The organism is Streptomyces sp. NPDC043878 (assembly GCF_056435735.1).
The window spans coordinates 1-22,255 of sequence record NZ_JBWKDW010000035.1; the positions used below are offsets into that span (position 1 = coordinate 1).

The window sequence follows — 22,255 nt, forward strand, 5'->3', positions numbered from 1 at the left end:
TCCGCCGCTACATCATCTGGCGGAACAAGCACGCCGCCGACGAACGCCTCCGCAAGGTCGTGAACAGGGCGAACGTTGCCTGATGCGGCACTAGTACCAGCTGTTGGCCTGCCAGAAGGCCCAGGCGTTGCACGGAGAGCCGTAGCGGCCGTCGATGTAGCTAAGGCCCCACTTGATCTGGGTGAGGGGGTTGTCCTTCCAGTCGTCGCCCGCGACGTCCATCTTGGAGGCCGGCAGCGACTGCGGGATCCCGTAGGCGCCCGAGGACGGGTTGGTGGCGCTCCAGCGCCAGTTGCTCTCGTGGTCCCAGAGCGTCTCCAGGCAGGACCACTGCGCGGAGGTCGCCCAGGAGGTGTCCTTGTTGTTCATCAGCTCACGGCCGGCGGCCTTCACCGCGGCGATGTCGTCCCGGTCGACCGTCGTGGTGCTCGTGGCGCAGGTGTAGGTGGCCGGCTGGGCGGACAGCAGTTTCTGCGTCCAGCCACTGGTGTTGACCGGGTCGTCCAGGTGGTACGAGATGTCGGCACCGGAGCCGTCGGTCGGATTGGCGTCCTTGTACCAGTACATGGCGCCCGTCGCGAGGCGGCCGTAGTAGAGGCCGCCGCCGGGCGAGACCATCTGGTTGAAGCCGGACCAGCCGGCGGACTTCAGGGCGTTGCCCTTCCAGGAGCCCGCTCCGGCGACCGTGTAGTCGAGCAGCCGGCCGTCCTCGGTGGTGGCGGCGAGCCGGTCGTCACCGGTGGCGGTGAGGGTCTTCAGCACGAACCCGGTGTCGATCTCGGTGCGCGCGCCGATGTGCTGGGAGCCGGCGGGCTTGTCCTCGGTCACGTTGTAGCGCAGCAGCAGGCCGGCGGCGGTGGTGCCGTAGAGGTGGCCGTGGCCGTCGTAGGTGAGCTTGTCGTGGGTCCAGCCGCTGTCGGCGATCTTCACCGGCGCGTTCAGCAGGGCGAGGCTGGTGTTGTTGGTCTTGATGTCGACGCGGTAGAGGGCGCCGGCCGTCGAGGTGACGAGCACGGTGTTGAAGTTGAGCGTCGCCATGGCCTTCGGCTCGAAGCCGAGGTCAGGTCCGACGAGCACCTTGGCGAGGTCCCCGGTGGCCGGGTTGATGCTGCTGAAGGTCAGCCGGCCGTCGTCGAGGATGCCGTAGATGTTGACGCCGCCCGAGCAGGTGGTGGCCGCTTCGGCGGTGGGAGCGGTCACTGTGAGGAGTCCGGCGCTGAGAACGCCGGCGGTGAGCAGGCCCGCGATTCTACGGCCGTTCTTGCGGGTGTTCTTCATGTTCGTTTCCCCCTGGGGCGGTTGAGGTCGGGCATGCGGATGGTCGGACAGGCGTGGAAGGGCGGGCTGAGCGGCGTTCGCGGCTGCGGGTGGCCTACTGCCAGCCGGCGTCCGCCGGAGCGACCTGCCAGCCGGCGTCGGAGAGAACTGAGGAGGCCGCGGGTGTGTCCGCCTCGGGCTGGAACGCCAGGGCCGGAGCGGCGAGAGACGCCACGACGAGCAGGGTGGTCACCGCGGCGGCCTGGGCGATTCGAGTGCGAAGCATGACAGTTCGCGTTCCTTCCGGGTGTGAGTTCCGGACAGCCCGGATGACTCGGTGATCTGCGATGTGGCCGGTCGCCGTCGCGTTCCGCGGTGACGCTCGGTCCGGCCGGTGATCAATAGCTTCGTCGCAGCTCAGGCCGGTGAGAAGGGTTCATGGATGGACGGAAGGGGCCTTGGACTGATGCGTCCACGGGGGGCTTCGGTCCGGTTCGGCTCGTCTCCCGTTCAGTCCGCCGGATGGGGCAGGAAGGCGAGGGGCAGCAGGGGTACCCCGGCACCGGTCACGCGCGCGGTGTCCAACTGCGGTACGTCGCGCAGCAGTCGGTCGCAGACCCGTACGGCCCGGTCCTCCGCCTCTTCGAGCATGCCGGCCAGCAGATAGAAGCCGAGGGTGAGCGCGGAAGGTGAGCGGGGGTGGACGGCGACATGCTCGACGCGGTCCTCCGGAGCGATCGCGGATCGCACCAACGCCCGGATGTTCGGGGGAAGTTGCCGTCCCGAGGCCAGTTCCAGGTGCGCGTGGACGAGGTACATGCGCTTCAGCGTCTCAACGGAAAGCGTGTGCAACGCCGCCATGACGCTGGACGCTTGAGGCCACGGCCTGTTCCGGCCGGTCTCCGTGCCGACTTCGCGCCTCCGGTGGAGGCGCATCGTCGCCTGTTCGGGCTCTTCCGTCCCCCTGCCCGGTCGAGGAGTGGACGCAGCGTCAAGGAAGTGTGGACCGAGTGTTAACGACAGCGGGACGGGTCGAGGGCATTCTCTTCAGGGCCGTACTGAAGATGATCATGGGGGATCACATGCTGACCGCTCTCGGACTCGACCCTGTCGCGGAGACCGTGTACCGCGGCATGCTCAGACAGCCGGCGGACGGTGTCGCCGTGCTCGCCGACTCTCTGGAGTTGTCCGAACAGCAGGTGCGGGACGCCCTGGACACCCTGAGCGAGCTGGCCCTCGTGCGTCCCGCCGCGGGGCAGGCGGGACGGCTGCGCGCGGTCTCGCCCGACATCGGGATGGAGATCCTGATGGCCAGGCAGCAGGCCCAGCTCGCGGCCCACCAGCAGCGCCTCGAAGCCTCTCGGGCAGCCGCGGCCCAGCTCATCTCCGAGTACGCCGAACTCCGGCCGGCCGCCGCTCATCCGGGCGTGGAGCACCTCGTGGGCCTCGACCAGATCCGCGACCGACTGGCCGTGCTCACCCGTGAAGTGAGCGAGGAGTTCCTGGCGTTCGCCCCTGGCGGGCCCCAGACGGCGGAGAACATGGCGGCGTCACGGCCGCTCAACAAGGACCTGCTCGGCCGCGGGGTGCGCATGCGCACGATCTACCTGGACAGTGTGCGTGCCAGTCGGCCCACCGTGGAGCACGCCAACTGGCTCGCGGGGCTGGGCGGTCGGATCCGTACGGTGCCGTCCCTGCCGACGAGGATGATCCTCATGGACCGGCGTACGGCGATGATCTCGGTCAGCAGCGACGACACGGCCGCGGGCGCGGTTCTCCTCACCGGGCAGGGCACGCTCACCGCGTTGTGCGCGCTCTTCGAGACGACCTGGGAATCGGCCCAGCCGCTCGGTGAGGTCGTGCCCACCGACCCGCACGGACTCACCGGCCAGCAGACGACCGCCCTGCGCCTGCTGGCGGACGGCCACACCGACGAGACGATCGCCAAGCGGCTCGGCGTCTCGCACCGCACCGCCCGACGCATCGCCTCCGAACTGATGGACCGCCTCGGCGCTCGCAGCCGCTTCGAGGCCGGCGTACGCGCCGTCCAGCAGGGCTGGCTCCCGGCCTGCTCGTGACGGGCTGACTTCCAGCGCCGGTCGGGCCGTCCCGGCGGCCCCGCGAGGGGAGCTGTGACAGCTTCGTCCTCGCCCTGTACACCGGCCCGCGCTCGCCGGTGCGGAAGGCTGGCGGGCGCAACCGGAAGCCGTCCGCGGCGGTGTCGACTCGGCGCCGGTGCGGCCCGCGAAGACCGTCGAAGCCGCCATCCGGGGCTGAGACGCGGGCGAGGAAGTCACCGGCCGCAGGCGTTGCTTGGTGATGTGGCGTCAGCGCCCGTGTTGCTACCGTCATGCCACCAGCCCCTCGCCCGGGGCTGCACTCGGTGGGGAGGCGAAGATGCCAGGGCATCGACGGACACGGAGGGCGGCCCTCGCAGGCGCCCTGGCGCTGTGCGGTCTGCTGGGCGCCGGATGCTCGACAGCCGGGCACGGCCGGTCCGGCGGTGCGTCGTCCGACACCTCGCCGCGTACGGTGGCATCGGGGTCGTCCCCTGTATCCGGTCCGTGGCGGGCCTGGGACACCAAGCTCTCCCCCGCGGAGGCATCCGGTGTCTGCGGTGCGACGGCCCATCAGGTCGTCTGCGCGACCGGCTCCGGCGGATTCGTCGGGCGTTCCCGGGTTGACGGTCGTATCACCTGGACCGTGCCCGCGAGCGACCGCGGCAGGAGCGCCGGGCTGGTGGTCGACGCGGCGGACGAACGGGCCGTGACCGGAGTCGCGGGTCTGCTGCGTGCGGCGGATCTGCGGAGGGGTACGAGGGCGTGGACCCATCGGCTGCCTACCAGCAGCGCCTACGTGGCACTCGGTGCGGGGGACGGGGTCGTCTACGCGGTGGACGCAGCGGACCCCGCGTCCGGTACCGCCGTCCTCGACGCCGTTCGGGCATCCGACGGTACGGCCCTGTGGCACCGGACCGTGGCGTGGGAGCCGGGCGAGAGCATCACCGCCTTCCGGGGCCGTGTCTACGCCACCGACGGCACCCGGGTCACCGCCCGTGACGCCGGCACCGGCGACTCCGTGGCGGCAAGCCCCCGAAGCGTCGAGTGCCCGCACCTCGTCTCCGGCGGCCACTACCTGGTCTGCACCGGCAGCCGGCTCTCCGCCGGGGACATCTTCCCGCCCATGCGGCGCTTGGACCCGAGCACCCTCCGGCCGCTGCCCACCCCGAGGGACACGGGCGAGAAGCCCATGCGCGGGCTCATCTCCCCCGACGGGGTGCTGATGTTGTACGAGGCCCCCGCGGAGGACTCGAGCGCCGGCTACTGGAACGCCTACGACCTCGAAGGCCGGCGCAGGCTGTGGAGCTACTACGCCACCACGGAGGAGGGCGCCCTGGCCGGCGGCCGGTTCGTGACCTTCACCCCCGTCAACGATCGCGCCACGCGGGGACGCGTGATCGCGATCGACCTGCACGACGGCCCGCAGGCGACCGGGGCCGCCGCGCCGGGCATGTCGGCGCCGTACCCGCAGACCAGGGACGGCGAAAACCCCCTGCTCGTCGTCCCCGGCGGCAACCCACGCCACCTGGTCGTCACAGCGCGAACCCACGCCTCTCTGCGCGCACTTCCCCTGCCCTGAGCACCATTGTTGCGGCGACAAGAGCCTGTTCGAGCTTCACATTCGAACTCATCGGCTGGGCGGCACCCGCCCCGCTGTCGACGGGAGCCTTGTTCATCGCGCCGGCCGTGCGGATGCGGCCTCGCTTCGACAGGCCCACCAGAGCTCGGTGGCACTTCGTACTACACGGATCAACGCAACCCAACTCTCCCATGTCCGTCAGTCCGTCAGTCCGTCAGTCCGCCGGGGCCGGCGCCCGCCGTTCTGCTGGAAGTGGCCGCACACGAAGCGGCGCATGAACCCGGTTGCGACGGGCCGGGGAACTCGGTGGGATACATCCATGAACGGTGCGACAGATGATGTGAACCAGGCGATCGCGTGCGAGTTGCAGCTCATGGATCCGCATGTCCGAGCCTCGCGGGAGCTCGCCGGACAACTGCTGGACCCGGAGTTCGTGGAGGTCGGCGGGTCCGGACGACGGTGGACGTACGAGGCCATGCTCGCCGAACTGCCCAAGCATCCGGGTAGTTCAATGGATGCTCCCCGCTATGAGCCCTCAGACATCTCGGGAGTGCTGCTGGCTCCGGGGCTGGTCCATCTGACATTCGAGGCCGTGCTCGGTGAGCGCAGGACCAGACACAGTTCGATCTGGCGCAGGAGCGAGGGCGAGGCGGGCTGGCGGATGTACTACCACCAGGCCACACTCGTGCCGCCTGGTGTGGAGTAGGAGCCCAACAGACCGGCACCGGTCAGGTCGTTGGGAGCCGGCCGAAGCACGGCTGCTCGGGCTGCCGGCCCGGTGTGTCCCGAAGGTCCGCCGCTCGGGGGGGAGGTTGTCACGGCTCAGAGAGTCCCACTCAGCCGAGGAGAACTCCTCCTCGCCGCCGGTGTTCGGGGTGCGCGCCGCAGCAGGAGCAGATGGAAGCGAGATCCCTGGTCATGACGTGGAGCCCGGTGATCGGCTGCGCTCACCACGGACGGCCGGGGTGAGCGCCGAGCGCACGCCTTTTCGTGCGGACCCGCCGGTGGTCAGCCTGCCTCTGGCGGTAGGACGCCGTGGTCGGCCGTGTCGCTCAGTGGTGGGTCGGACGCAGGACCAGGCTGACGAAGCCGAAGGAGTCCCGGTAGGTGCGCAGCCATTCGCTGCGATGGGTGGTGGCTGTGGTCAGCGCCTGGGAACTGTGCGGATCGTCGGGGTGGTCCAGAGCCCACGAGGCCAGCGACCCCGTCCACGCCCATTCGTAGTCGTCGAACTCCCGGCGTGTGCTGATGTGGCCGTGGACGGGTGCCCACCCGTCAGCGATGACACGGTCCGTGGTGGTCGGCAGGTCAGCGAGGTCACCGAGCATGTCGACGGCGTCGGATGAGGGTGCCTGCTCCCAGAACCCGTCGCCGATCAGAACCCGACCGCCGGGAGCCAGGTGCTTGCGTGCCGCGGCAAGGGTGGCGAGCAGACCGCCGAAGGCATGGGTGGCCCCCACGCTGATCACCAGGTCGAAGGTGTGCGAGGCGGTGAAGGCCGCGGCATCCTCCTGGTGGAGGACGAGGCGCTCGTGAAGGCCGCGGACGCCCGCGTTCTCGCGAGCGTGCGCCAGCGAAACCTCGGAGGTGTCGACCCCCTCGGCCCGCAGGGTGTGTGCTCAGGGCTCGCAGGAGCCACTCTCCGCCACCGCAGCCGAGGTCGAGGACGCGCGCGTCACCGGGCGCGATCCCACGCTCCAGCAGCCGGCGTACCGAGTCGTCGTCGAGCGGGGCCGCGATCGGGTGATCCGCATGGGCGAGGCGCGAGAGCTGTTCACGGTTCACCGCCGCATCCTGCCAGGGGCGCACGCTGTGCGCACCTGCATTTCCTGCGGAGACGGAACGTCGGGTCGGCCAGGAACGCACACGAGGAGAGTGCTCGCGGGCGGAGCGAAGAAGCCGAAGGCAGACGCCGTACACCCTGGCCTCACTCCGAGCGAGGGAACCGATCGGCCCTGGCCTGCTGACACCGCTCCGGACGGGCGCCAGCAGGCCTGCTCGTAGCCGATTCCTGGCTCCAGCTGGGGAGTTGTCAGGCGCCGTCCATGCAGAAGACGCCCGGGGATGCTCAGTCGAGGCAGAACTCGTTGCCCTCGATGTCCTGCATCACCATGCACGACTCGTTGTCCTCGTCGGCGAGCAGGAGTCGCACGCGTGCCGCGCCGAGCGCCACGAGTCGTGCGCACTCGGCCTCGAGGGTGGCCAGGCGCTCTTCTCCGACGAGCCCGGTGGCGACCCGCACGTCGAGATGCAGTCGATTCTTGACGGTCTTGCCTTCGGGCACACGCTGAAAATACATTCGCGGGCCGACACCTGAGGGATCAACGCATGCGAACCAGGACCCCTGATCCCCGGGCGGCAGCGAGCGATCGAAATCGTCCCAGGTGGCGAACCCCTCCGGCGGAGGCGGTATGACGTACCCCAACACCTCGCACCAGAAGCGAGCGACGCGCTCGGGTTCGGCGCAGTCGAAGGTGACCTGGAACTTCTTGATCGTCGGCATCCGGCGCACGATAGCAGGGTGACATCCGATGCCGAAGCCTCAGCGGAACGGGGCGTGCTCAGCAAGTCGGCTCAGCTCGACGCACGGAGGCGGCGGTCCGCTGCCGACGGCGCGTAAGAACCCGCCGGCCAGGGGTGTACGCGCCCATCGCCCGGCCGCAGTGGCCGCAGTGGCCGCAGGCCGGCAGGAGGGCCCCGTCCCGGACGCGGTTGTGGAGGCCCGTCGGTGCAGGCCCGCTCGTGTCACAGATCGAGGATCACGTCGACGGGTGGTCGGGAGCAGCAGATGAGGACGTTGCCGTCGGCCGGGGCGTCGACGGGGTCGGGGGAGTAGTCGACCTGGCCGGTGAGGAGGGCGGTCTCGCAGGTATGGCACACGCCGCTGCGGCAGGACCACCGGACGGGGACGTCGCAGGCTTCGGCCAGCTCCAGGAGAGTGTCGTAGCCGGGGTCCCACGGGACGGTGAGGCCGCTGCGGGCGAAGGAGACCGTCGGTCCGGTTCCCGGTCCCGGCGGTCGGGTCGGAAGGTGGGGCGCCGGTGCGTCGGTGGGCACGATGCCGGGGGTGATGGCGGACACCGAGCCGAAGGTCTCCGTATGGATGCGGGCGGGGTCCGTGCCGCAGTCCACGAGCGCTTTGGTCATGTCGTCCATGAACGCGACGGGTCCGCAGATGTAGGCGTCTGCCTCCGGCGGCAGGCCCAGATCGGCGAGGACCTCGCGCGAGAGTCGGCCGGCGCTCTGGTAGTCCTCACCGAGGCGGTCGTCGGTGCGCGGCCTGCTGTAGGTGATGTGCTGGTGGCTTGCGGGCAGTTGAGCCAGCAGGGTGCGGGCTTCGTCGGCGAAGGGGTGCTCGCTTCCGTCGCGTGCCCCGTGGACCCACCACACCGGGCGTGGATCGCGTTGGTCGGCCAGGCTGTGCAGCATGGCCAGCACCGGGGTGGCTCCCACTCCGGCCGAGATCAGCACCAGGGGGGCCGGGGTGTCGCCCAGGACGAAGGTGCCTCGTGGGGCTGCCACCTCCAGAGTGTCGTGTACGGCCACGTGCTGACGCAGGTAGCCGCTGCCGGCGCCGTGAGGTTCCTGTTTGACGCTGATCCGGTAGTACGCCTCACCGGGTCTTCCCGACAGGGAGTAGCTGCGGATGACGGGCGGGCCGAGTGGGTCGGGTCGCATACGCACGGTGACGAATTGACCTGGCAGAGCCGGGGGCAGCGGATGGCCGTCCGGGGTGTCGAGGCGGAGCGAGAAGATGCGGGTGCTCTCCGGGACGATGTCGGTGACGGCGAGGGAGCGGAAGCCCGGCCAGGCCGGGGGCGGGCTGCCGGCAGCGGCGCTGAGGCCGGTGTTGCCTGTGGTCCTGCCCGTGCCGTCGTAGTCGTCGAGGAGCGACTGCATGGAGGTCTTCCAGCCGGGGCTCAGGCCGGGGATGCGCAGGGCCCGCTCGAGCTGCGGGCGGGGGTGGTCCGGCTTGTAGAGAAGCGCGTCGATCTCGGCCACCGTCATGGTCTCCGGGCCAGTGGCGATCTTGAGGATCTCGTCCCCCGCCTCGACGGTTCCCTCGGTGAGAACCTTCAGGTAGAACCCGGGACGCGCGTGGGCGACGAGCAGGGCGGGCATCCGGGGTTCGTTCATGCGCAGACCCACGCGGTAACAGGTCACGCGAGGCTGCGTCACCTCGAACACCGCGGAACCGATGCGGTATTGGTCGCCGACGCAGACCTCGTCGTCCGGCAGGCCGTCGACCGTGAAGTTCTCGCCGAACTGGCCGTAGGTGAAGTCGTCGCGCTGAAGGTGCTGCTGCCAGTGCCGGTAGGAGTCCAGCTGATAGACGAGGACAGCGCGATATGGGCCGCCGTGTCCGTTGAGATCGCCCTGTCCGTCGCCTTCGATGTTGAGCCGTCGGACCATGAGCGGCCCCGAGGCCGGTCGCTTCCAGATACCCGTGTGGGTGGTGCGGCCCTTCCAGGGCACGTCCTGCGGCATTCCCACATTCACCGCGACCAGTGTCGCCATGCGCGCATCTCCTGCCGGGTGGACATCCCCCGTGGCTACGCTAGTACGCCAAGTCGCGATGGCAACTCATGCGTCGTTGCCGTCTCAAGCCGGCGTGGCGACATTGGAATCCTCCGGGGGACCGGTCCTTGCGGGCTGATGGCGGAGGCTTGTGTGAACGCGGTCTCGTAGTCACCGGCCGCGAGGGCCCGATCAGTTGGGCGGGATCGTTGGCGTAGGTGTCCGAGTCGTCCGCCCTTTTGACGGGCTGGGCGTACACCGGTCCGCTCGCGTGAACGGCCCGCGTGGTCGTGGGCCGGCTCAGGTGCCCGCGGCGCGCGAGGGGGTGCGGGTCGCGTGACGCTGTGCGCGCAGCGTCTCCAGCAGGCGCAGCCAGACCTCGCTGACGGTGGGATAGCTGGGCACGACGTGCCAGAGCGTGGACAGCGGGACGCGTCCCACGATCGCCGTGGTCGCCGCGTGTACGAGCTCCGCCGTGTCCGCGCCGGCGAAGGTCGCTCCCACCACCAGGTCCTGGGAAGGGTCGACGACCAGCTTGGCGCGGCCGCGGTAGTCGGGGCGAAGGACGTAGGTTCCGGCGAGCGCGGCGAGGTCGTATTCGACGACTTCCGGGTCAAGGCCCTGCTCACGTGCCTGCTGTTCGGTGAGGCCGGCGCTGCCGACCTCGGTGGTGGTGAAGACGACCTGGGGCACGCAGGCGTGTCCGGCCGCCGCCGACGGCACGTCGATGAGGCCCGCACGGCGTGCGGCGATGACTTCTCCGGCGATGCGGGCCTGATACTTACCCATGTGGGTCAGCGGGGCGCGGCCGCACACGTCGCCGATCGCGTACAGCCAGTCACCGGCTGCATCGCGTACGGTCTGGTGGTCGTCGACTTCGAGGTATCCGCCGGGGGACACGCCGATGGTCTCCAGGCCGATGTCGTTGGTGTTGGGCGTACGGCCGGCCGCCACGAGGATCTCGTCGGCCACGATGAGCGTGCCGTCGTCGAGGGTCACGCTCACCTCACCGCCGTGGACCCTGCCCGTGCCCGTGTCGCGGGCGTCGGCGCGCTCGACCCCGGAAATGGTCCGCCCGGGACACAGCCGGACGCCCGCTTCCCGGAGGTCCTGGCCGACGAGGCGTCCCACGAAGGGTTCGTGGCGGGTCAGCAACTGCCCACCGCGGTGGACGACGCTCACCTCGGCTCCCAGACCGCGAAGCCAGGTGGCTGCCTCACAGGCGACCACGCCGCCGCCCAGGACGACCACGCGCTGCGGCACCTGCTTCATGTTCGTCGCGTCCCGGGAGTCCCAGGGCAGGGCAGCCCGCAGACCGGGAATGTCCGGCCGGGCGGGGCAGGAGCCGGTGTCGACGACGACGGCGTGTTCGGCCCTCAGGGTCCGGGTCCCGCCGTCCCGGAGACGGACCTCGATCGTCCGTTCACCGGCGAGCCTGCCATAGCCGTGCACCACGTCGATGCCGGTCTTCAGTGCCCAGGTCACCTGAGAGGTGTCGTCCAGATCGTTGATCACACGGTCGCGCATCTCGAACACGCCGGCCGGGTCGAGCCGCGCCGACACTCCGGGGAGGTGCGCGGCCGCTTCGACCACCTCCACGGGCCGCAGGAGGGCTTTGCTGGGCATGCATGCCCAGTAGGAGCATTCGCCGCCCACAAGCTGGTCCTCGACGAGCACCGAGGACAGCCCCGAGAACTGGCTCGCGTACTGGGCGGCGTTCTCGCCCGCCGCGGCGCCACCGAGGACGATCACATCCCAGGTCGAGCGATCCGGGTCCACGGCTGCGGTCATGAGCATCTCCCGGTGTGGTCGTGGTGCAGGGGCAGGGGCAGGGGTGCGATGTCGCGGTGCCGGCGGTCGATCCTCGGGCGGGGCGGAGGTCGGGTGCCTGCGCGGGCGCGGCAAACGGGGCCGCCGCGCGACGACCAGGAGGCGGCAGCCCTGTCCTCCCTCGTTGTCCTCGGACGCGACAGTGTGTGGATCCGGCGCGCGACGGGCCTGGGGGTCATTCCTCGCGTTCGAACTCCGCCTGGGCCCGTTGGGCGTCCAAGTCGTCCTGTGCGGTCCGGTAGATGTCGGTGACAATCTGCCTGGCGGCCCGGCCGTCCTGAGCTCCGGAGAGGCCCTGAACGCGGTCGGCCCACTCCTGCACCCCGTGAGGTGTCTCCTTGTTTTCCTTCATCTTTCGTTTGTACTCCTCTGTGGGGACGGCTGCCTTTCGTACCGCTTCGCCGGGGGCCGGTCCGGAGCCCGCGGACAACCGACGCGCCCGCCGACGTCGACACGGCCCCCGGCAGGAGGCCGGAGGTCGTCACCGGCGTGGCCTGCCCCGGCCGCCGTACCGGGCACTTTGCGGACACGGTCCGGCAGCGGCGCCGTAGGGAACACGCACGGCGCCGTGACCGCGGAGGGGCGTTCGCAGCGGCTGGTGCGGGCCGGACCGGGAGTCAGGGAATCGGGGTCCGGTGACCGGGCGAGGTTGTTCCGGCCCCGCCGGGCCACCGTTGCGGCTGTTCCAGCAGGGCGACGGCGTCCTCGCTCAGGGGGTGGGTTCCGCCGAGTCGGGCGCGCAGACTCTCTCGCCCAGGCGTGCGAAGTGCACCGCGGCGAGTCGTCCAACACGCGCAGGGCCTGGGCCTTGAGCAGCAGACGTACCCGATGTACAGGTGGTCCGGTGCGTGGACCTCGCCTGACGGGCGTGCGGCGGCCTTGCCTGACAGGCGTCCGGCGACGCCCGCCGGGGCGCACCGGCTGACACGTCACCAGTGTTGGCTGCCATCGACATCCGGTGGCGGAGCCGTCAACCGCCTGGAGACGGGGACGACCCAGCCGACGGCCGGTTGTCCGGCCGTGAGCTGGGGTGCGTGCCCGGCTCGTCGCTCAGTGACGCAGTGCCGCCGCGTCGGCCGCCGGGGCCACGCGTGCCGCGCTGCGGTACGCGCAGATGCCCAGGGCCAGCAGCCAGTAGCTGAGGAGGGCGCCCATCAGGGAGGTCGTGCCCCAGCCGTTCGCCGCGTAGAAGAACGCGGGGTCGTTGCCGAAGAACAGTGAGGGTACGAAGGCCAGGTTGAGGCCGGCCAGGAGGTAGGCGGAGCGGCCGGTCCAGCGCGGCAGCAGGTGGGTGCGGGTGACGGCATGGCCGAGCGCGGTCAGGAAGAGCGCCAGCATGAGCCGGGAGATGGAGCCGTAGAGGATGTGGGTGCCGCTCACGTCGATGGTCGGGTCGACCGGGTGGTCGACGGCGATCACCGCGCCTGCCTCGATGCCCATCGAGACGAGGGTGATCGTGGCGTACACGAGGCCCGTCGCGAAGGCGATCGAGCCCACCCACTCATGGGCCGGGCTGACCCGCCTGACCAGCTCCCGGAAGGCCGTCACGAACACGACCAGGACGGCGAGCGCGACGATTCCGACGAGGAGCCGGGACAGGACGTTGGCGTCCGGCGGCGGGCCGGAGTAGAGGAAGTACAGCGGCACCTGGACGATGAGGGCTCAAGCCGGGCCTGATCGTCCACAGCGTCTACAACGGCTACTGGTTCTGGGGGCGCCCCTCGCCCTACGACCTGTGGCGGGATCTCGCTGCGGTCACACGGGAGATCCGACCCGACTGGGACCTGAGCACTCCCGGCCTGCGCGAGGCATGGGACTCCGGTGACCACTCCGCCTTCCACGGCTGGGACAGGCGCCCCGCCGACGCGGGGGCGCAGGCCCGGTAGGGCGCTGCGAAGTCGGCGTGGGCCGCCTCGATGGCCTCGGGGTACGTCTGGGCTTGTCACGAACATCTTTCAGAAGGGGGCGACTCGCCTCTTCCCGCGAGAACGGCTCCTGAGAGCCGATCCAAGATCAACGGCGGCCCGGCGGCCCGTTCTTGATCTTGCTCCGGCAGAGGAACGTTTGTGAGAACGCCAGCCGCGTACGGCGCGTGTGGGGGCGGGTCAGCGGGTGCGTTCGTAGTGGCGGCGTGCTTTTTCGCGGTTGCCGCAGACGGCCATCGAGCACCGGCGGGCGCGGTTGGCGCGGCTGCGGTCGAGCAGGAACAGCCGGCACTCGTCGTTGGCGCAGGGGCGAAGCCTGCCGGGCAGTTGCTTCTCGGTGGCGGCCCAGGCGAGCACCACCTCGACGGCCAGCCGGGCATGCGGGGGTGATGGTGCTGGTCATGCAGGCCGGGCGTCGAGCGGCGCGGGAGCGGCTGCCGGGTGTCGGCGCATTCCGGGAACGTGGCGGAGGTCCCGGCCGGCTCGCCTCGGGGTTCGTCATGAGCTCGATGCGGCACCAGTGGGCATCGGCCTGACGGCGCCGCCACACCGGCCGGCGGACCCTTCACCGACTAGTTTTCTTGCCTTGACAAAAATAATTGTCGGAGAGATCCTGGAGCGGAGCTGGACGCTGCTGTGACGGAGCACCCGCTCTGCCTGAGCCAGTGGGTGAAGCCGAGCCGGACGCCCGAAAAACGAACAGACACCACAGACCCCAGGAAGAGTTGCCATGCGCACTGTGATCAGTACGGCCTTCGTCTCGCTCGACGGCGTCGTCGAGGCGCCCGGCGGCGAGCCCGGGTACCGCAACGCCGGTTGGACGTTCAAGGACATCGACTTCGTCCCCGAGGCCTTCGAGATCAAGGGGCGGGAACAGCAGGAGTCCAGCGCGGTGCTCATGGGCCGCGCCAGTTACGAGGCCTTCAGCCCTGTCTGGCCGAACATGCCGGAGTTCGCTCTGTACAAGACCATGCCGAAGTACGTCGTCTCCACCACCCTCACCGAAGACAAGCTCGTCTCCGACTGGGGCGAGACCACCATCCTGCGCTCCCTCGACGACGTCGCCGCCCTCAAGCAGACCGACGGCGGCCGGATCATCGTCCACGGCAGTGCCCAGCTGAACCAGGACCTCTCGGACGCCGGCCTCATCGACCGCTACCACCTGCTCGTCTTCCCCCTGTTGCTCGGCGCCGGCAAGCGCCTGTTCAGCACCACGGACAAGGACACCCAGAAGCTGAAGCTCGTCGAGCACGAGGCATACTCCAACGGCCTCCAGAAGAACGTCTTCGACGTCGTGCGCTGACCGCGCCGGGAGAGACCGGACGGGCTACGAGTGTCAGATCCGCTCGGGCTCCCCCGGGCAGATGGCACAGGGCCCCTTCCAGAGTGTCCCGGGCGTCCTCAAGGTCGGGACTCTCGACACGGTCGCCGCCGCCGGTCTCGTGCCGTACGTCGTCGGCGCGATCATCGCCCGCCTGCGAGTGGGCTCCCGTGACATCGCGGGCGGGATCGTGTTCCTGCTGACCGCGTCGGCGGCCTTGGTTCTGGGGCTGGTGCAGCACGGCGCCGGCTGACCGACTGGAGTCCTCCCGTGCGCTGCGCCTCGGCTGTCGTCGTTGCAGGGCGTCCGCCGCGTACGGTGGCCCCGCGCCCGCGGTGCGTGGCGGACGCGGGGCTGTGGTCCCTCGTCTCAGCGTGCGGTGAGCTTCCACAGATGGTCGGCGGTGCCGTTGTCGGTCCACTGAAGCACCTGGGCGCCGGGTGAGGTGCTCATGGCGTTCACCCCCAGCGGCTTGCCGCTGTTGTAGTTCACGATCTTGTAGTAGCCGTCGCGGGCCGGGACGAGCTGCCAGAGGTGGTCGGCGGTGCCGTTGTCGCCCCAGACCAGAGCGGTTCCGCCGTCGGCTGTGCTCATGCTGTCGATGCCGAGCAGCAGCCCGCTCTTCTGGTTGACGATCTTGTACAGGCCCGAACTCGCGGCCTGGAGCGTCCAGTTCTGGTCAGTGCCGGTCGTGGACGTCGCCTGGACCGCCGAAGTGCCCTGAGCGGTGGCGGCGTTCAGGGTGTCCAGCGCGAGACCGCTGTTCTTGTTGGTGATCTGGTAGCGGCCGGCCAGCGAGGTGCTGGTGCCGCTCGGAGTGACCACCAGATGGTAGCCGTCGGAGGCGTTCATGGTCACCGGCACGGTGATGGAGCCACCCGAGACGGTGTAGTCCGCGTCCGAGATCGTGATCGGGCCGGGGGAGGCGGTGGTGCGGCCACTGTCGGGGGAGTACTCCAGTTTCACGTGGACCGTGCCGCCGAAGGCGGACAGGGACGAGAGGCCGTTGACGGTCACCGCGCAGGAACCGGTGCAACCGCCGGCGACGACGCTGATCTGGTTGCCCGCCCCGTTGAGGGAGGCGATGCCGTCGATGCCCGTCTGGGCGGGCGGCGTGGTGACGAGCATGGTCCCGGACATGCCGCCGTACCACTTGTAGGTCCAGTACGAGCCGTTGGGTGATCCGCCGGTGTCCGTGAGGGTGTCGCCGAGGGTGCCGTAGTGGTTCCAGAAGGCGAGTTCGGCGTCGCGGACACCCGCCCGCTCGAACTTGGCGGCGTAACCGACGAGGGCGCCGGAGTTGCCCATCTCGGAGGGCGTGCCGTACTCCTCGATGTCGATCGGGCGGGGACTGATGCCGAGGCTCGACTCCAGGGAGCGGTACGCCGAGACGTGCGCGGCGATGTTCGCGCTGCCCTGGAGTTCGTGCCAGGCGATGACGTCCGGCACGGTGTTGTTGGCCTTGGCCTGGGTGAGGAAGGTGTTCATGTCGCTCTGTTTCCAGCTGGAGTAGCTGGGCCCCTGGATGGGCGTGGCGGTGTCCTTGGAGCGGATCTCCCTGTAGGTGGTGTTCCAGGCGGTGTTGAAGGGGCCGGCCTTGGCGGTGTCCCAGTTCAGGTCGGGCTCGTTCCAGATCGCCCAGGCGGCGATGTTCGTGGCGCCGGAGGACCGTACGGAGGCGATCTGGGTGTCGACGGCGGACAGCCAGTCGCTCATGCTGACCCACTTGTAGGGGAAGTCGGGGTACCAGTCCGGCATCCGTATGACGACCTTGGCGCCCGCCCGGGCCGCCTTGGGTGCCACGACGAGCGCGTCACCCGCCGGGGCGGGCTCGCCGTTGGGCAGTTGGTGGCCGCCGGGCGCCATCTGCACGAACGTGTTCGGTTTGAGGGCGCTGACCAGGCTGTCGGCGGGCGTGCCGTCGTCGGCGAGGCCGTAGAGGCTGCCGGTGCCGACATGCGTGACCGACCGCAGGGTCTGGTTGGCGTTGACGACCAGGGTGGTGGAGGAGGTGGGCGTGGCCTGGGCGGAGGGGGCCGTCAGGACGAGGGCGGTGGTGGCCAGGGCCGTGGCGATGACGGCGGCGGTGGTGCGGCCGGGGGCTGCTCTGTGGCGGTGGTGGGGGCTCAGGTATGACATCAGCGGCTCTCCTGGGAACGAAGGGGACGTGCCAGTCGTGCGGGCGCCGGGGCGGTTCGGGGATCGGCGACCGGTGTCGGTCGAGTGGGAGCTCGGGTGCGGGTGAGTGACAGCCCTCCTCGGTGCTGGATGCAAAGAGCGGGGGAGCGCGGCCCCGTGCCGGGGGCGGGCACGGGGGATCAGTCCTTGACCGCGCCCGCGGTCACGCCCGCTGCCACGTACCGCTGGGCGAGGACGAGCAGCACCGCCGCGGGCAGGGACGCGACGACGGCGGTCGCCATGATCGCGTTCCACTCCTGGTTGTTGTTGCCGATGTAGTGGTAGATGCCGAGGGTGATCGGTCGCCAGTCGCCGCCGCCGTCGAGGGTGTTGGCGAAGACGAAGTCGGACCAGGCCCACAGGAAGCTGAAGAGCGAGACCGTCACGATCGCGTTGCGGCTCACCGGCAGGACGACGGAGCGGAAGGTGCGCCAGGGGCCGGCTCCGTCGATGCGGGCCGCGGCGATGAGCTCGCCGGGGATGCCGGACATGAAGGCGGTGAAGATCATGACGCCGAAGGGCACGGCGATGGTCGAGTCGGCGATGATCAGACCCCACCAGGAGTTGAGCAGGCCGGCGTCGAGGAAGATGCCGTAGAAGCCCATCGCCATGACGATGCCGGGAATCATCTGGGCGACCAGCAGCACCAGTCCGAGGAGCCCTCCGCCGAGCGGCCGGAGTTTGGCCAGCGCGAAGCCGGCGGGGGCGGCGAGGACCAGGGTGAGGACGACCGTGCCCAGACCGATGAGCAGGCTGGTGCCGAGGTAGGGCATCTGGTCGTTGAGGACGGCGCGGTAGCCCTCGAAGGTGGGATGCAGGGGCAGCAGGTCGGGTGGACTCTTGCGCATGTCCTGCTGGGGGGTGAGCGAGACGTTGATCATCCAGTAGACGGGGAACAGCATCAGCCCGGTGAGAGCGAGACCGATGACGGTGTAGCGGCGGGAGCCCTTACGCGACGTCACGCTTCCTGCCTCCTCTGGACGCGGATGTACAGCAGGCCGAAGGCGAGGGCGATCAGGATGAGGATGTCGCCCACCGCCGCTCCCGGCCCGAACCTGGGCAGCAACGTGCCGAACCCGAGCTGGTACGACCACGTCGCCAGGGTGGACGACGCGTCACCCGGGCCGCCCTTGGTCATGATCCAGATCAGGTCGAACACCTTGAGGGTGTAGACGAGGCCGAGCAGCAGGGTGATCGCTGATACCGGGCGCAGGAGCGGGAAGGTGATGCGCCAAAACTGCTGCCAGGCGCCGGCCCCGTCCAGGGCGGCGGCCTCGTAGAGCTCGCCGGGGATGTTCTGCAGTCCGCTGTAGAGGATCACCAGGTTGAAGGGGATGCCGATCCAGATGTTGGCGATGATGACCGAGGCCAGCGCCCAGTTCGGTGAGGTGAGCCAGTCGACCGGGGCCACGCCCACCAGGTGGAGGGCGTGGTTGAGGACTCCGGACTCGCTGTTGAAGATCCATGACCAGGTCGACGCCGACACGATCAACGGCAGCAGCCAGGGGATGAGGAACAGTGCCCTGAGGGTGCCGGCCAGCCGGAAGTGACGGTTGAAGAAGACCGCGAGGGCGAGCCCGGCCACGTACTGGAAGGCGATCGACACGAAGGTGAAGATCATGGTGTGGCGCAGCGCGGGGCCGAAGGTGGGATCGTCCAGGACGGTACGGAAGTTGGCCAGCCCGGAGAAGGGCGCGTCCCCTGCCACGAACGAGCGGACGGTGTAGTCGCGCAGGCTCAGGTCGAGGTTGCGGTACAGGGGATAGACGTAGAACGCGGCGAGGTAGACGGCCAGCGGCGCGAGGAACGCCAGCGCGGTCAGCCGGCTTCTGCGGCGGCGGCGTCGGAACGCCGAGGCGTCCGTCCGGTTGCCGGTACCGGTCGCCGCGAAGCTGACCGGGGACCGCGGTGAGCGGTGGTCGACGCGGGCGGTGGTCATGCGAACTCCTGGATGCGGGTGGCCTGCCCGGAGCGGTGGTGTCCGGGCGGTTCGGGTTCCGTGCGGTCCTGGGAGGAACGGCCCGTGAGGACGTGCCCTACGGGACGTCGAAGGTCAGTTCTTGCCCTTGCCGGCGGCTGTCTGGGCGGCGGCGAGAGCTGCCTGAGGGCTCTGGCCACCGGAGAGGGCGGACTGTACGGCGGTCCACATCGGCTGGGAGATGGTCGGGTACCTGGTGCCCAGGCCGCCACTGGTGCGCCCGCGTGCCGCGGCCACCGCGTCGACCCACGGCTTGAGCTTGGGGTTGTCGGTGACCTGCTTGGCCTGCACCGCTGCGACGGGGGCGACGTAGGCCAGGGTGGTGTCCGTGGACAGCAGGTTGGCGGAGTTGGTCAGGCAGGTGACGATCTTCTTGGTGACGTCGTAGCGTCCGCTGTCCTTCTGCACGGGCACGGTGACGAACTCACCTCCGGTCGGCACCGGAGCCGCACCGCCGTTCTGGCCGGGGATGCTGATGACGCCGTAGTCGAACCCTGCCTTCTCCGCGTTGCCGAGCTGCCAGGTGCCGTTCTCGCTGAACGCGTAGTCGCCGGTGGCGAACTCCTGCCAGCTGGTGGTCTGGGTGTTCTGCAGGACGTCCTTGGGCGCGTAGCCGGCGTCGACCCACTGCTTCCACAGGTCCAACGCGGCAACGCCCTTGGCGGAGTCCAGCTCGGTGAGGTCGGCGCCGGAACCCCAGAACCAGGGCAGGAACTGGAAGCTGCCCTCCTCGGTGTTGATCGCGGAGAAGGTGATGCCCTTCTTGCCGGCGCCCTTGACCTTCTTGAGGGCCGCGGTCAGCGAAGTCCAGTCCTTGATGGAGGCGGGGTCGACGTGGGCGGCCGACAGGACCTTCGCGTTGTAGTAGAGCGCGAGGGTGTTGGCGCCGATGGGCACACCGTAGGAGGCGCCGTCGATCGTGCCCGCGCCGAGGATGTTCGCCTGGATCGACTTGGTGTCCAGGCCGAGATCGCTCGTCTTGTTGAGGATCCCCGCCTCCACCAGCGTGGAGACGACCGGGTTGTCCACCAGCATCACGTCGGGGGCGTTGCCCTGCTGGGCGGCGAGGAGCGCCTTGTTGCCCAGGTCCGTGGTGTCCATGCCGGTGCGCTTGATCGTGACCCCGGCGTCGGTACCGCACCCGGAGACGAGCTTGCTCCACGCCGAGGAGGCGTCGAACTGAGGGTAGGGGTCCCAGAAGGTGTACGTCCCCGCGGACGCGTCGGTGGAGCCCGACGAGCCGGAGCCGCCTCCGCAAGCAGTGACGGAGGTGAGCGCACCGATGGCGGCGATGGCGGCGATCAGGGTACGGCGGGTGTTTCTCACGGTGACCTCGTTGTCTCGGGATGGGGCGTAGCGGCGCGGGGAGAAGGGCGAAGGGGCGAGCGGCGGCGGGGGTCAGGAGATGGGCAGCCAGACGCGCATGCTGCCGTTGTGGCGGTTGGCCCACGCGTAGTACGGGATCGCGGTGAGTTCGAGGGACACGCCGGACTGTGGCGCGGGGCTGGTCTCCGCGCGCCGGTACGGCCACCAGCCCGCGTCAGGGAGCTGCCGCCGCCGGCCGGCGGCGATGACCGTGGTGACACCGCCGAGCAGGTCCGGGCGGTGCTTCAGCGCGAGGGGGCGGGTGGTGTCGAGGATGACGTCGTCGAGGCCGCCGCCGGGGTGGTCGACTCCTTCGAGGCAGTACACGAGGGGGCCGACCTCGATCGCGACGCAGCCGCGTACGGCGTCCACGCGTGGGTCCGCGGCTGTGAGGCGCGGCTCCAGGCCGAGTTCGAGGACGACACGGTCGCCGGGCGCCCAGACGCGCCGCAGCCGCAGCCAGCCGTCGGCCACGGGCGCGTCGCTCTGGTCGTACACCGCGTCTGCGCATCGGACGCGGAACTCGCGGCACCACTGGGGGACGCGCAGCGAGAGGGTCCAGGGACGGTCGGCCGGCGTCTCTTCGACGGTCAGGCCGATCGCGCCCTGCCACGGGTAGTCGGTCTCGGCGCTCACCACGACCGGGGCCCCGCCGAGGTCGCCGGCGTAGCGGCCGGTGACGTACTGGTGGATCTGCAGACCGCCGGCGTCACCGGAGGCGAGGTAGTGCTCCAGGGAGGCGAGCAGCCGCATCACGTTGGGCGGGCAGCAGGCGCAGCGGAACCAGCGGGTGCGGCGGGCCGACTGGTCGCCGCCGGGGTCGGTGTGGCCGTCGCGGACCTGGAGCGGGTTGACGTACAGCCAGCGCTCGCCGTCCAGCGAGACGCCGGCCAGGAAGCCGTTGTAGAGGGTGCGCTCGATCAGGTCGGAGTAGCGGGCCTCGCCGGTGAGCAGGGCCATTCGCCAGCTCCACTGGATCGAGGCGATGGCGGCGCAGGTCTCGCAGTAGGCGCGCTCGTTGGGCAGTTCGTACGGGTCGCCGAAGTCCTCCTCGTCGTGGTGGGCGCCCAGCCCTCCGGTCACATGCGTCTTGGTGGCGGCCATCGCCGTCCACAGGCGTTCCCCGGCGGCGCGCAGTTCGGCGTCCCCCGTCTCGGTCGCCAGGTCGGCCGCGGCGGCCAGCAGGTAGAGCTGGCGTACGGCGTGACCTTCGACCGTGGTCGCCTCGCGCAGGGGGACGCGGTCCTGGCAGTACGCCTCGTGACCGAGCAGGCCGTGGCCGAAGCGGTCGACGAAGTAGCCGGCGAGGTCCAGGTAGCGGCGTTCGCCGGTCTCCCGGTACAGCTCCACCAGGGCGGTCTCGACCTCGGGGTGGCCGTCGATGCCGTCGATGGGTCTGCCGCTGCCGGCCGGGCCGAAGACCGAGTCGATGTGGTCGGCGAACTTCCGTGCCACGTCGAGGAGTTCGGTGCGTCCGGTGGTTCGGTGGTGCGCGACGGCCGCCTGGATCAGGTGGCCCGCGCAGTACAGCTCGTGACCCCAGCGCAGGTCCTGGTAGCGCACGCCGTCCTTGAGGAGCTGGAACCAGGTGTTGAGGTAACCGTCGGGCTGCTGTGCGTCGGCGACGAGGGAGACGATCCGTTCGACGTCCGCCGCGAGGGGGCTGTCCTCTGCGCGGGCGTGCCGGGCGAGCTCCCAGGACGCGGCCTCCAGCCACTTGTAGACGTCCGAGTCCACGAACGGGTAGGCGCCCCGGAACTCGCCCTCGGCGACGCCCGCCGCCATCCGCAGGTTGTGCAGGTTGCCCGCCGACTCCAGCAGTCCGGGGCCCTGCGGGATGGAGGTGTGCGCGTTGACCTCGCGCCGGGTGTCCCAGAACCCGGCACGGACCTGAACGGTGGCAGGGGTCAGCGTGGCCTTGGCATCCGGGCCGATGCGGACCGGGCCGATGCGGATCGGGCCGGTGGGGACCAGTCCGGTGGGACCCTGGCCGGTCGGGGAGCTTCCCGCTTCGGACGAGGCCGAGGGCGTGGCGGAGGGCACGGCGGAAGGTGGGCGGGGCATGGCGCTCCGAGGAGGTAGAGGGGGAAGCGGGCGGGGCCGGCGCACGGGGGGTGTGAGGGCGTCCGCGACGGCGAGTGGCGTTCCGCTTCTCGGACCCGTTTGAGAAAACGTTTTTCTGCCGGAAACGTAGGTAGTGGGCGAGTCGCAGTCAAGGGGTGTGCCGCAAGTATTTCCAGGCTT

Annotated in this window: 17 protein-coding genes and 4 pseudogenes; 6 read left to right on the forward strand and 15 right to left on the reverse strand. The window is 70.0% G+C overall.

Features of this window, described 5'->3' with window-relative positions; all coding sequences use genetic code 11:
* Nucleotides 1-83: pseudogene (locus AC07AZ_RS34425) on the forward strand (transposase); the annotation flags it as partial.
* 7 nt (nucleotides 84-90) lie between these two features.
* Here AC07AZ_RS34425 and AC07AZ_RS34430 read toward each other — a convergent pair.
* The 3 genes from AC07AZ_RS34430 to AC07AZ_RS34440 form a co-directional block, all read right to left on the reverse strand.
* The gene (locus tag AC07AZ_RS34430; protein WP_478854676.1) at nucleotides 91-1,278 is read right to left on the reverse strand and encodes an aggregation-promoting factor C-terminal-like domain-containing protein; all 1,188 of its coding nucleotides are present in this window, start codon (nucleotides 1,276-1,278) and stop codon (nucleotides 91-93) included.
* 94 nt (nucleotides 1,279-1,372) lie between these two features.
* Complete coding sequence (locus AC07AZ_RS34435; protein WP_478854677.1) at nucleotides 1,373-1,543, reverse strand: hypothetical protein; 171 nt, start codon at nucleotides 1,541-1,543, stop codon at nucleotides 1,373-1,375.
* 224 nt (nucleotides 1,544-1,767) lie between these two features.
* Entirely contained in the window at nucleotides 1,768-2,076 is a 309-nt protein-coding gene (locus AC07AZ_RS34440; protein WP_478854678.1) for a hypothetical protein, read from the reverse strand.
* A 263-nt stretch (nucleotides 2,077-2,339) separates the two neighbouring features.
* Between AC07AZ_RS34440 and AC07AZ_RS34445 the strand changes: the two genes are divergently transcribed.
* The 3 genes from AC07AZ_RS34445 (at nucleotide 2,340) to AC07AZ_RS34455 (ending at nucleotide 5,602) form a co-directional block, all read left to right on the forward strand.
* Nucleotides 2,340-3,335, forward strand: a complete 996-nt coding sequence (locus AC07AZ_RS34445) for a helix-turn-helix domain-containing protein (protein WP_478854728.1) — start codon at nucleotides 2,340-2,342, stop codon at nucleotides 3,333-3,335.
* Nucleotides 3,336-3,789: 454 nt separating this feature from the next.
* Nucleotides 3,790-4,896, forward strand: coding sequence for an outer membrane protein assembly factor BamB family protein (locus AC07AZ_RS34450; protein ID WP_478854729.1), 1,107 nt, complete (start codon nucleotides 3,790-3,792; stop codon nucleotides 4,894-4,896).
* Nucleotides 4,897-5,215: 319 nt separating this feature from the next.
* A complete protein-coding gene (locus AC07AZ_RS34455) occupies nucleotides 5,216-5,602 on the forward strand; it encodes a nuclear transport factor 2 family protein (protein WP_478854679.1) in 387 nt (128 codons plus the stop codon).
* A 346-nt stretch (nucleotides 5,603-5,948) separates the two neighbouring features.
* Here the strand turns inward: AC07AZ_RS34455 and AC07AZ_RS34460 are convergent.
* The 7 genes and pseudogenes from AC07AZ_RS34460 to AC07AZ_RS34490 all read right to left on the reverse strand — a co-directional run.
* Nucleotides 5,949-6,681 (reverse strand): annotated as a pseudogene (locus AC07AZ_RS34460) (SAM-dependent methyltransferase).
* Between the two features lie 283 nt (nucleotides 6,682-6,964).
* Nucleotides 6,965-7,399, reverse strand: coding sequence for a VOC family protein (locus AC07AZ_RS34465; RefSeq protein ID WP_478854680.1), 435 nt, complete (start codon nucleotides 7,397-7,399; stop codon nucleotides 6,965-6,967).
* A 242-nt stretch (nucleotides 7,400-7,641) separates the two neighbouring features.
* The gene (locus AC07AZ_RS34470) at nucleotides 7,642-9,414 is read right to left on the reverse strand and encodes an MOSC domain-containing protein (protein WP_478854681.1); all 1,773 of its coding nucleotides are present in this window, start codon (nucleotides 9,412-9,414) and stop codon (nucleotides 7,642-7,644) included.
* A gap of 300 nt (nucleotides 9,415-9,714) precedes the next feature.
* Nucleotides 9,715-11,205, reverse strand: coding sequence for a dihydrolipoyl dehydrogenase family protein (locus AC07AZ_RS34475; RefSeq protein ID WP_478854682.1), 1,491 nt, complete (start codon nucleotides 11,203-11,205; stop codon nucleotides 9,715-9,717).
* A 214-nt stretch (nucleotides 11,206-11,419) separates the two neighbouring features.
* Nucleotides 11,420-11,596 carry a hypothetical protein gene (locus AC07AZ_RS34480; protein ID WP_478854683.1) on the reverse strand — a complete coding sequence of 59 codons (177 nt, stop codon included), beginning with the start codon at nucleotides 11,594-11,596 and terminating at the stop codon, nucleotides 11,420-11,422.
* 698 nt (nucleotides 11,597-12,294) lie between these two features.
* The gene (locus AC07AZ_RS34485) at nucleotides 12,295-12,891 is read right to left on the reverse strand and encodes a hypothetical protein (protein ID WP_478854684.1); all 597 of its coding nucleotides are present in this window, start codon (nucleotides 12,889-12,891) and stop codon (nucleotides 12,295-12,297) included.
* A gap of 458 nt (nucleotides 12,892-13,349) precedes the next feature.
* A pseudogene (locus tag AC07AZ_RS34490) lies at nucleotides 13,350-13,559 on the reverse strand (CGNR zinc finger domain-containing protein); the annotation flags it as partial.
* A gap of 340 nt (nucleotides 13,560-13,899) precedes the next feature.
* Here AC07AZ_RS34490 and AC07AZ_RS34495 point away from each other — a divergent pair.
* On the forward strand, nucleotides 13,900-14,472 hold the full coding sequence (locus tag AC07AZ_RS34495) for a dihydrofolate reductase family protein (protein ID WP_478854685.1): 573 nt from the start codon (nucleotides 13,900-13,902) through the stop codon (nucleotides 14,470-14,472).
* A gap of 97 nt (nucleotides 14,473-14,569) precedes the next feature.
* A pseudogene (locus AC07AZ_RS34500) lies at nucleotides 14,570-14,743 on the forward strand (DoxX family protein); the annotation flags it as partial.
* Between the two features lie 116 nt (nucleotides 14,744-14,859).
* On the opposite strand, the gene AC07AZ_RS34505 reads toward AC07AZ_RS34500, so the two are convergent.
* The 5 genes from AC07AZ_RS34505 to AC07AZ_RS34525 form a co-directional block, all read right to left on the reverse strand.
* Nucleotides 14,860-16,629: an RICIN domain-containing protein gene (locus AC07AZ_RS34505; RefSeq protein WP_478854686.1), complete on the reverse strand. Its 1,770-nt coding sequence runs from the start codon at nucleotides 16,627-16,629 to the stop codon at nucleotides 14,860-14,862.
* Nucleotides 16,630-16,808: 179 nt separating this feature from the next.
* The gene (locus tag AC07AZ_RS34510) at nucleotides 16,809-17,570 is read right to left on the reverse strand and encodes a carbohydrate ABC transporter permease (RefSeq protein ID WP_478854730.1); all 762 of its coding nucleotides are present in this window, start codon (nucleotides 17,568-17,570) and stop codon (nucleotides 16,809-16,811) included.
* Between the two features lie 56 nt (nucleotides 17,571-17,626).
* Nucleotides 17,627-18,607 carry a carbohydrate ABC transporter permease gene (locus AC07AZ_RS34515; RefSeq protein WP_478854687.1) on the reverse strand — a complete coding sequence of 327 codons (981 nt, stop codon included), beginning with the start codon at nucleotides 18,605-18,607 and terminating at the stop codon, nucleotides 17,627-17,629.
* Nucleotides 18,608-18,721: 114 nt separating this feature from the next.
* Nucleotides 18,722-19,972, reverse strand: coding sequence for a sugar ABC transporter substrate-binding protein (locus AC07AZ_RS34520; RefSeq protein WP_478854688.1), 1,251 nt, complete (start codon nucleotides 19,970-19,972; stop codon nucleotides 18,722-18,724).
* Between the two features lie 72 nt (nucleotides 19,973-20,044).
* Nucleotides 20,045-22,075, reverse strand: a complete 2,031-nt coding sequence (locus AC07AZ_RS34525; RefSeq protein ID WP_478854689.1) for a glycoside hydrolase family 127 protein — start codon at nucleotides 22,073-22,075, stop codon at nucleotides 20,045-20,047.
* Between the last annotated feature and the right edge of the window lie 180 nt (nucleotides 22,076-22,255).

Coding starts and splice junctions, on each gene's coding strand:
- AC07AZ_RS34430 (WP_478854676.1), bottom strand. CDS start 1,278: ATGAAGAACACCCGCAAGAACGGCCGTAGAATCGCGGGCCTGCTCACC.
- AC07AZ_RS34435 (WP_478854677.1), bottom strand. CDS start 1,543: ATGCTTCGCACTCGAATCGCCCAGGCCGCCGCGGTGACCACCCTGCTC.
- AC07AZ_RS34440 (WP_478854678.1), bottom strand. CDS start 2,076: ATGTACCTCGTCCACGCGCACCTGGAACTGGCCTCGGGACGGCAACTT.
- AC07AZ_RS34445 (WP_478854728.1), top strand. CDS start 2,340: ATGCTGACCGCTCTCGGACTCGACCCTGTCGCGGAGACCGTGTACCGC.
- AC07AZ_RS34455 (WP_478854679.1), top strand. CDS start 5,216: ATGAACGGTGCGACAGATGATGTGAACCAGGCGATCGCGTGCGAGTTG.
- AC07AZ_RS34465 (WP_478854680.1), bottom strand. CDS start 7,399: ATGCCGACGATCAAGAAGTTCCAGGTCACCTTCGACTGCGCCGAACCC.
- AC07AZ_RS34470 (WP_478854681.1), bottom strand. CDS start 9,414: ATGGCGACACTGGTCGCGGTGAATGTGGGAATGCCGCAGGACGTGCCC.
- AC07AZ_RS34475 (WP_478854682.1), bottom strand. CDS start 11,205: ATGACCGCAGCCGTGGACCCGGATCGCTCGACCTGGGATGTGATCGTC.
- AC07AZ_RS34480 (WP_478854683.1), bottom strand. CDS start 11,596: ATGAAGGAAAACAAGGAGACACCTCACGGGGTGCAGGAGTGGGCCGAC.
- AC07AZ_RS34495 (WP_478854685.1), top strand. CDS start 13,900: ATGCGCACTGTGATCAGTACGGCCTTCGTCTCGCTCGACGGCGTCGTC.
- AC07AZ_RS34505 (WP_478854686.1), bottom strand. CDS start 16,629: ATGTCATACCTGAGCCCCCACCACCGCCACAGAGCAGCCCCCGGCCGC.
- AC07AZ_RS34510 (WP_478854730.1), bottom strand. CDS start 17,570: ATGCTGTTCCCCGTCTACTGGATGATCAACGTCTCGCTCACCCCCCAG.
- AC07AZ_RS34515 (WP_478854687.1), bottom strand. CDS start 18,607: ATGACCACCGCCCGCGTCGACCACCGCTCACCGCGGTCCCCGGTCAGC.
- AC07AZ_RS34525 (WP_478854689.1), bottom strand. CDS start 22,075: ATGCCCCGCCCACCTTCCGCCGTGCCCTCCGCCACGCCCTCGGCCTCG.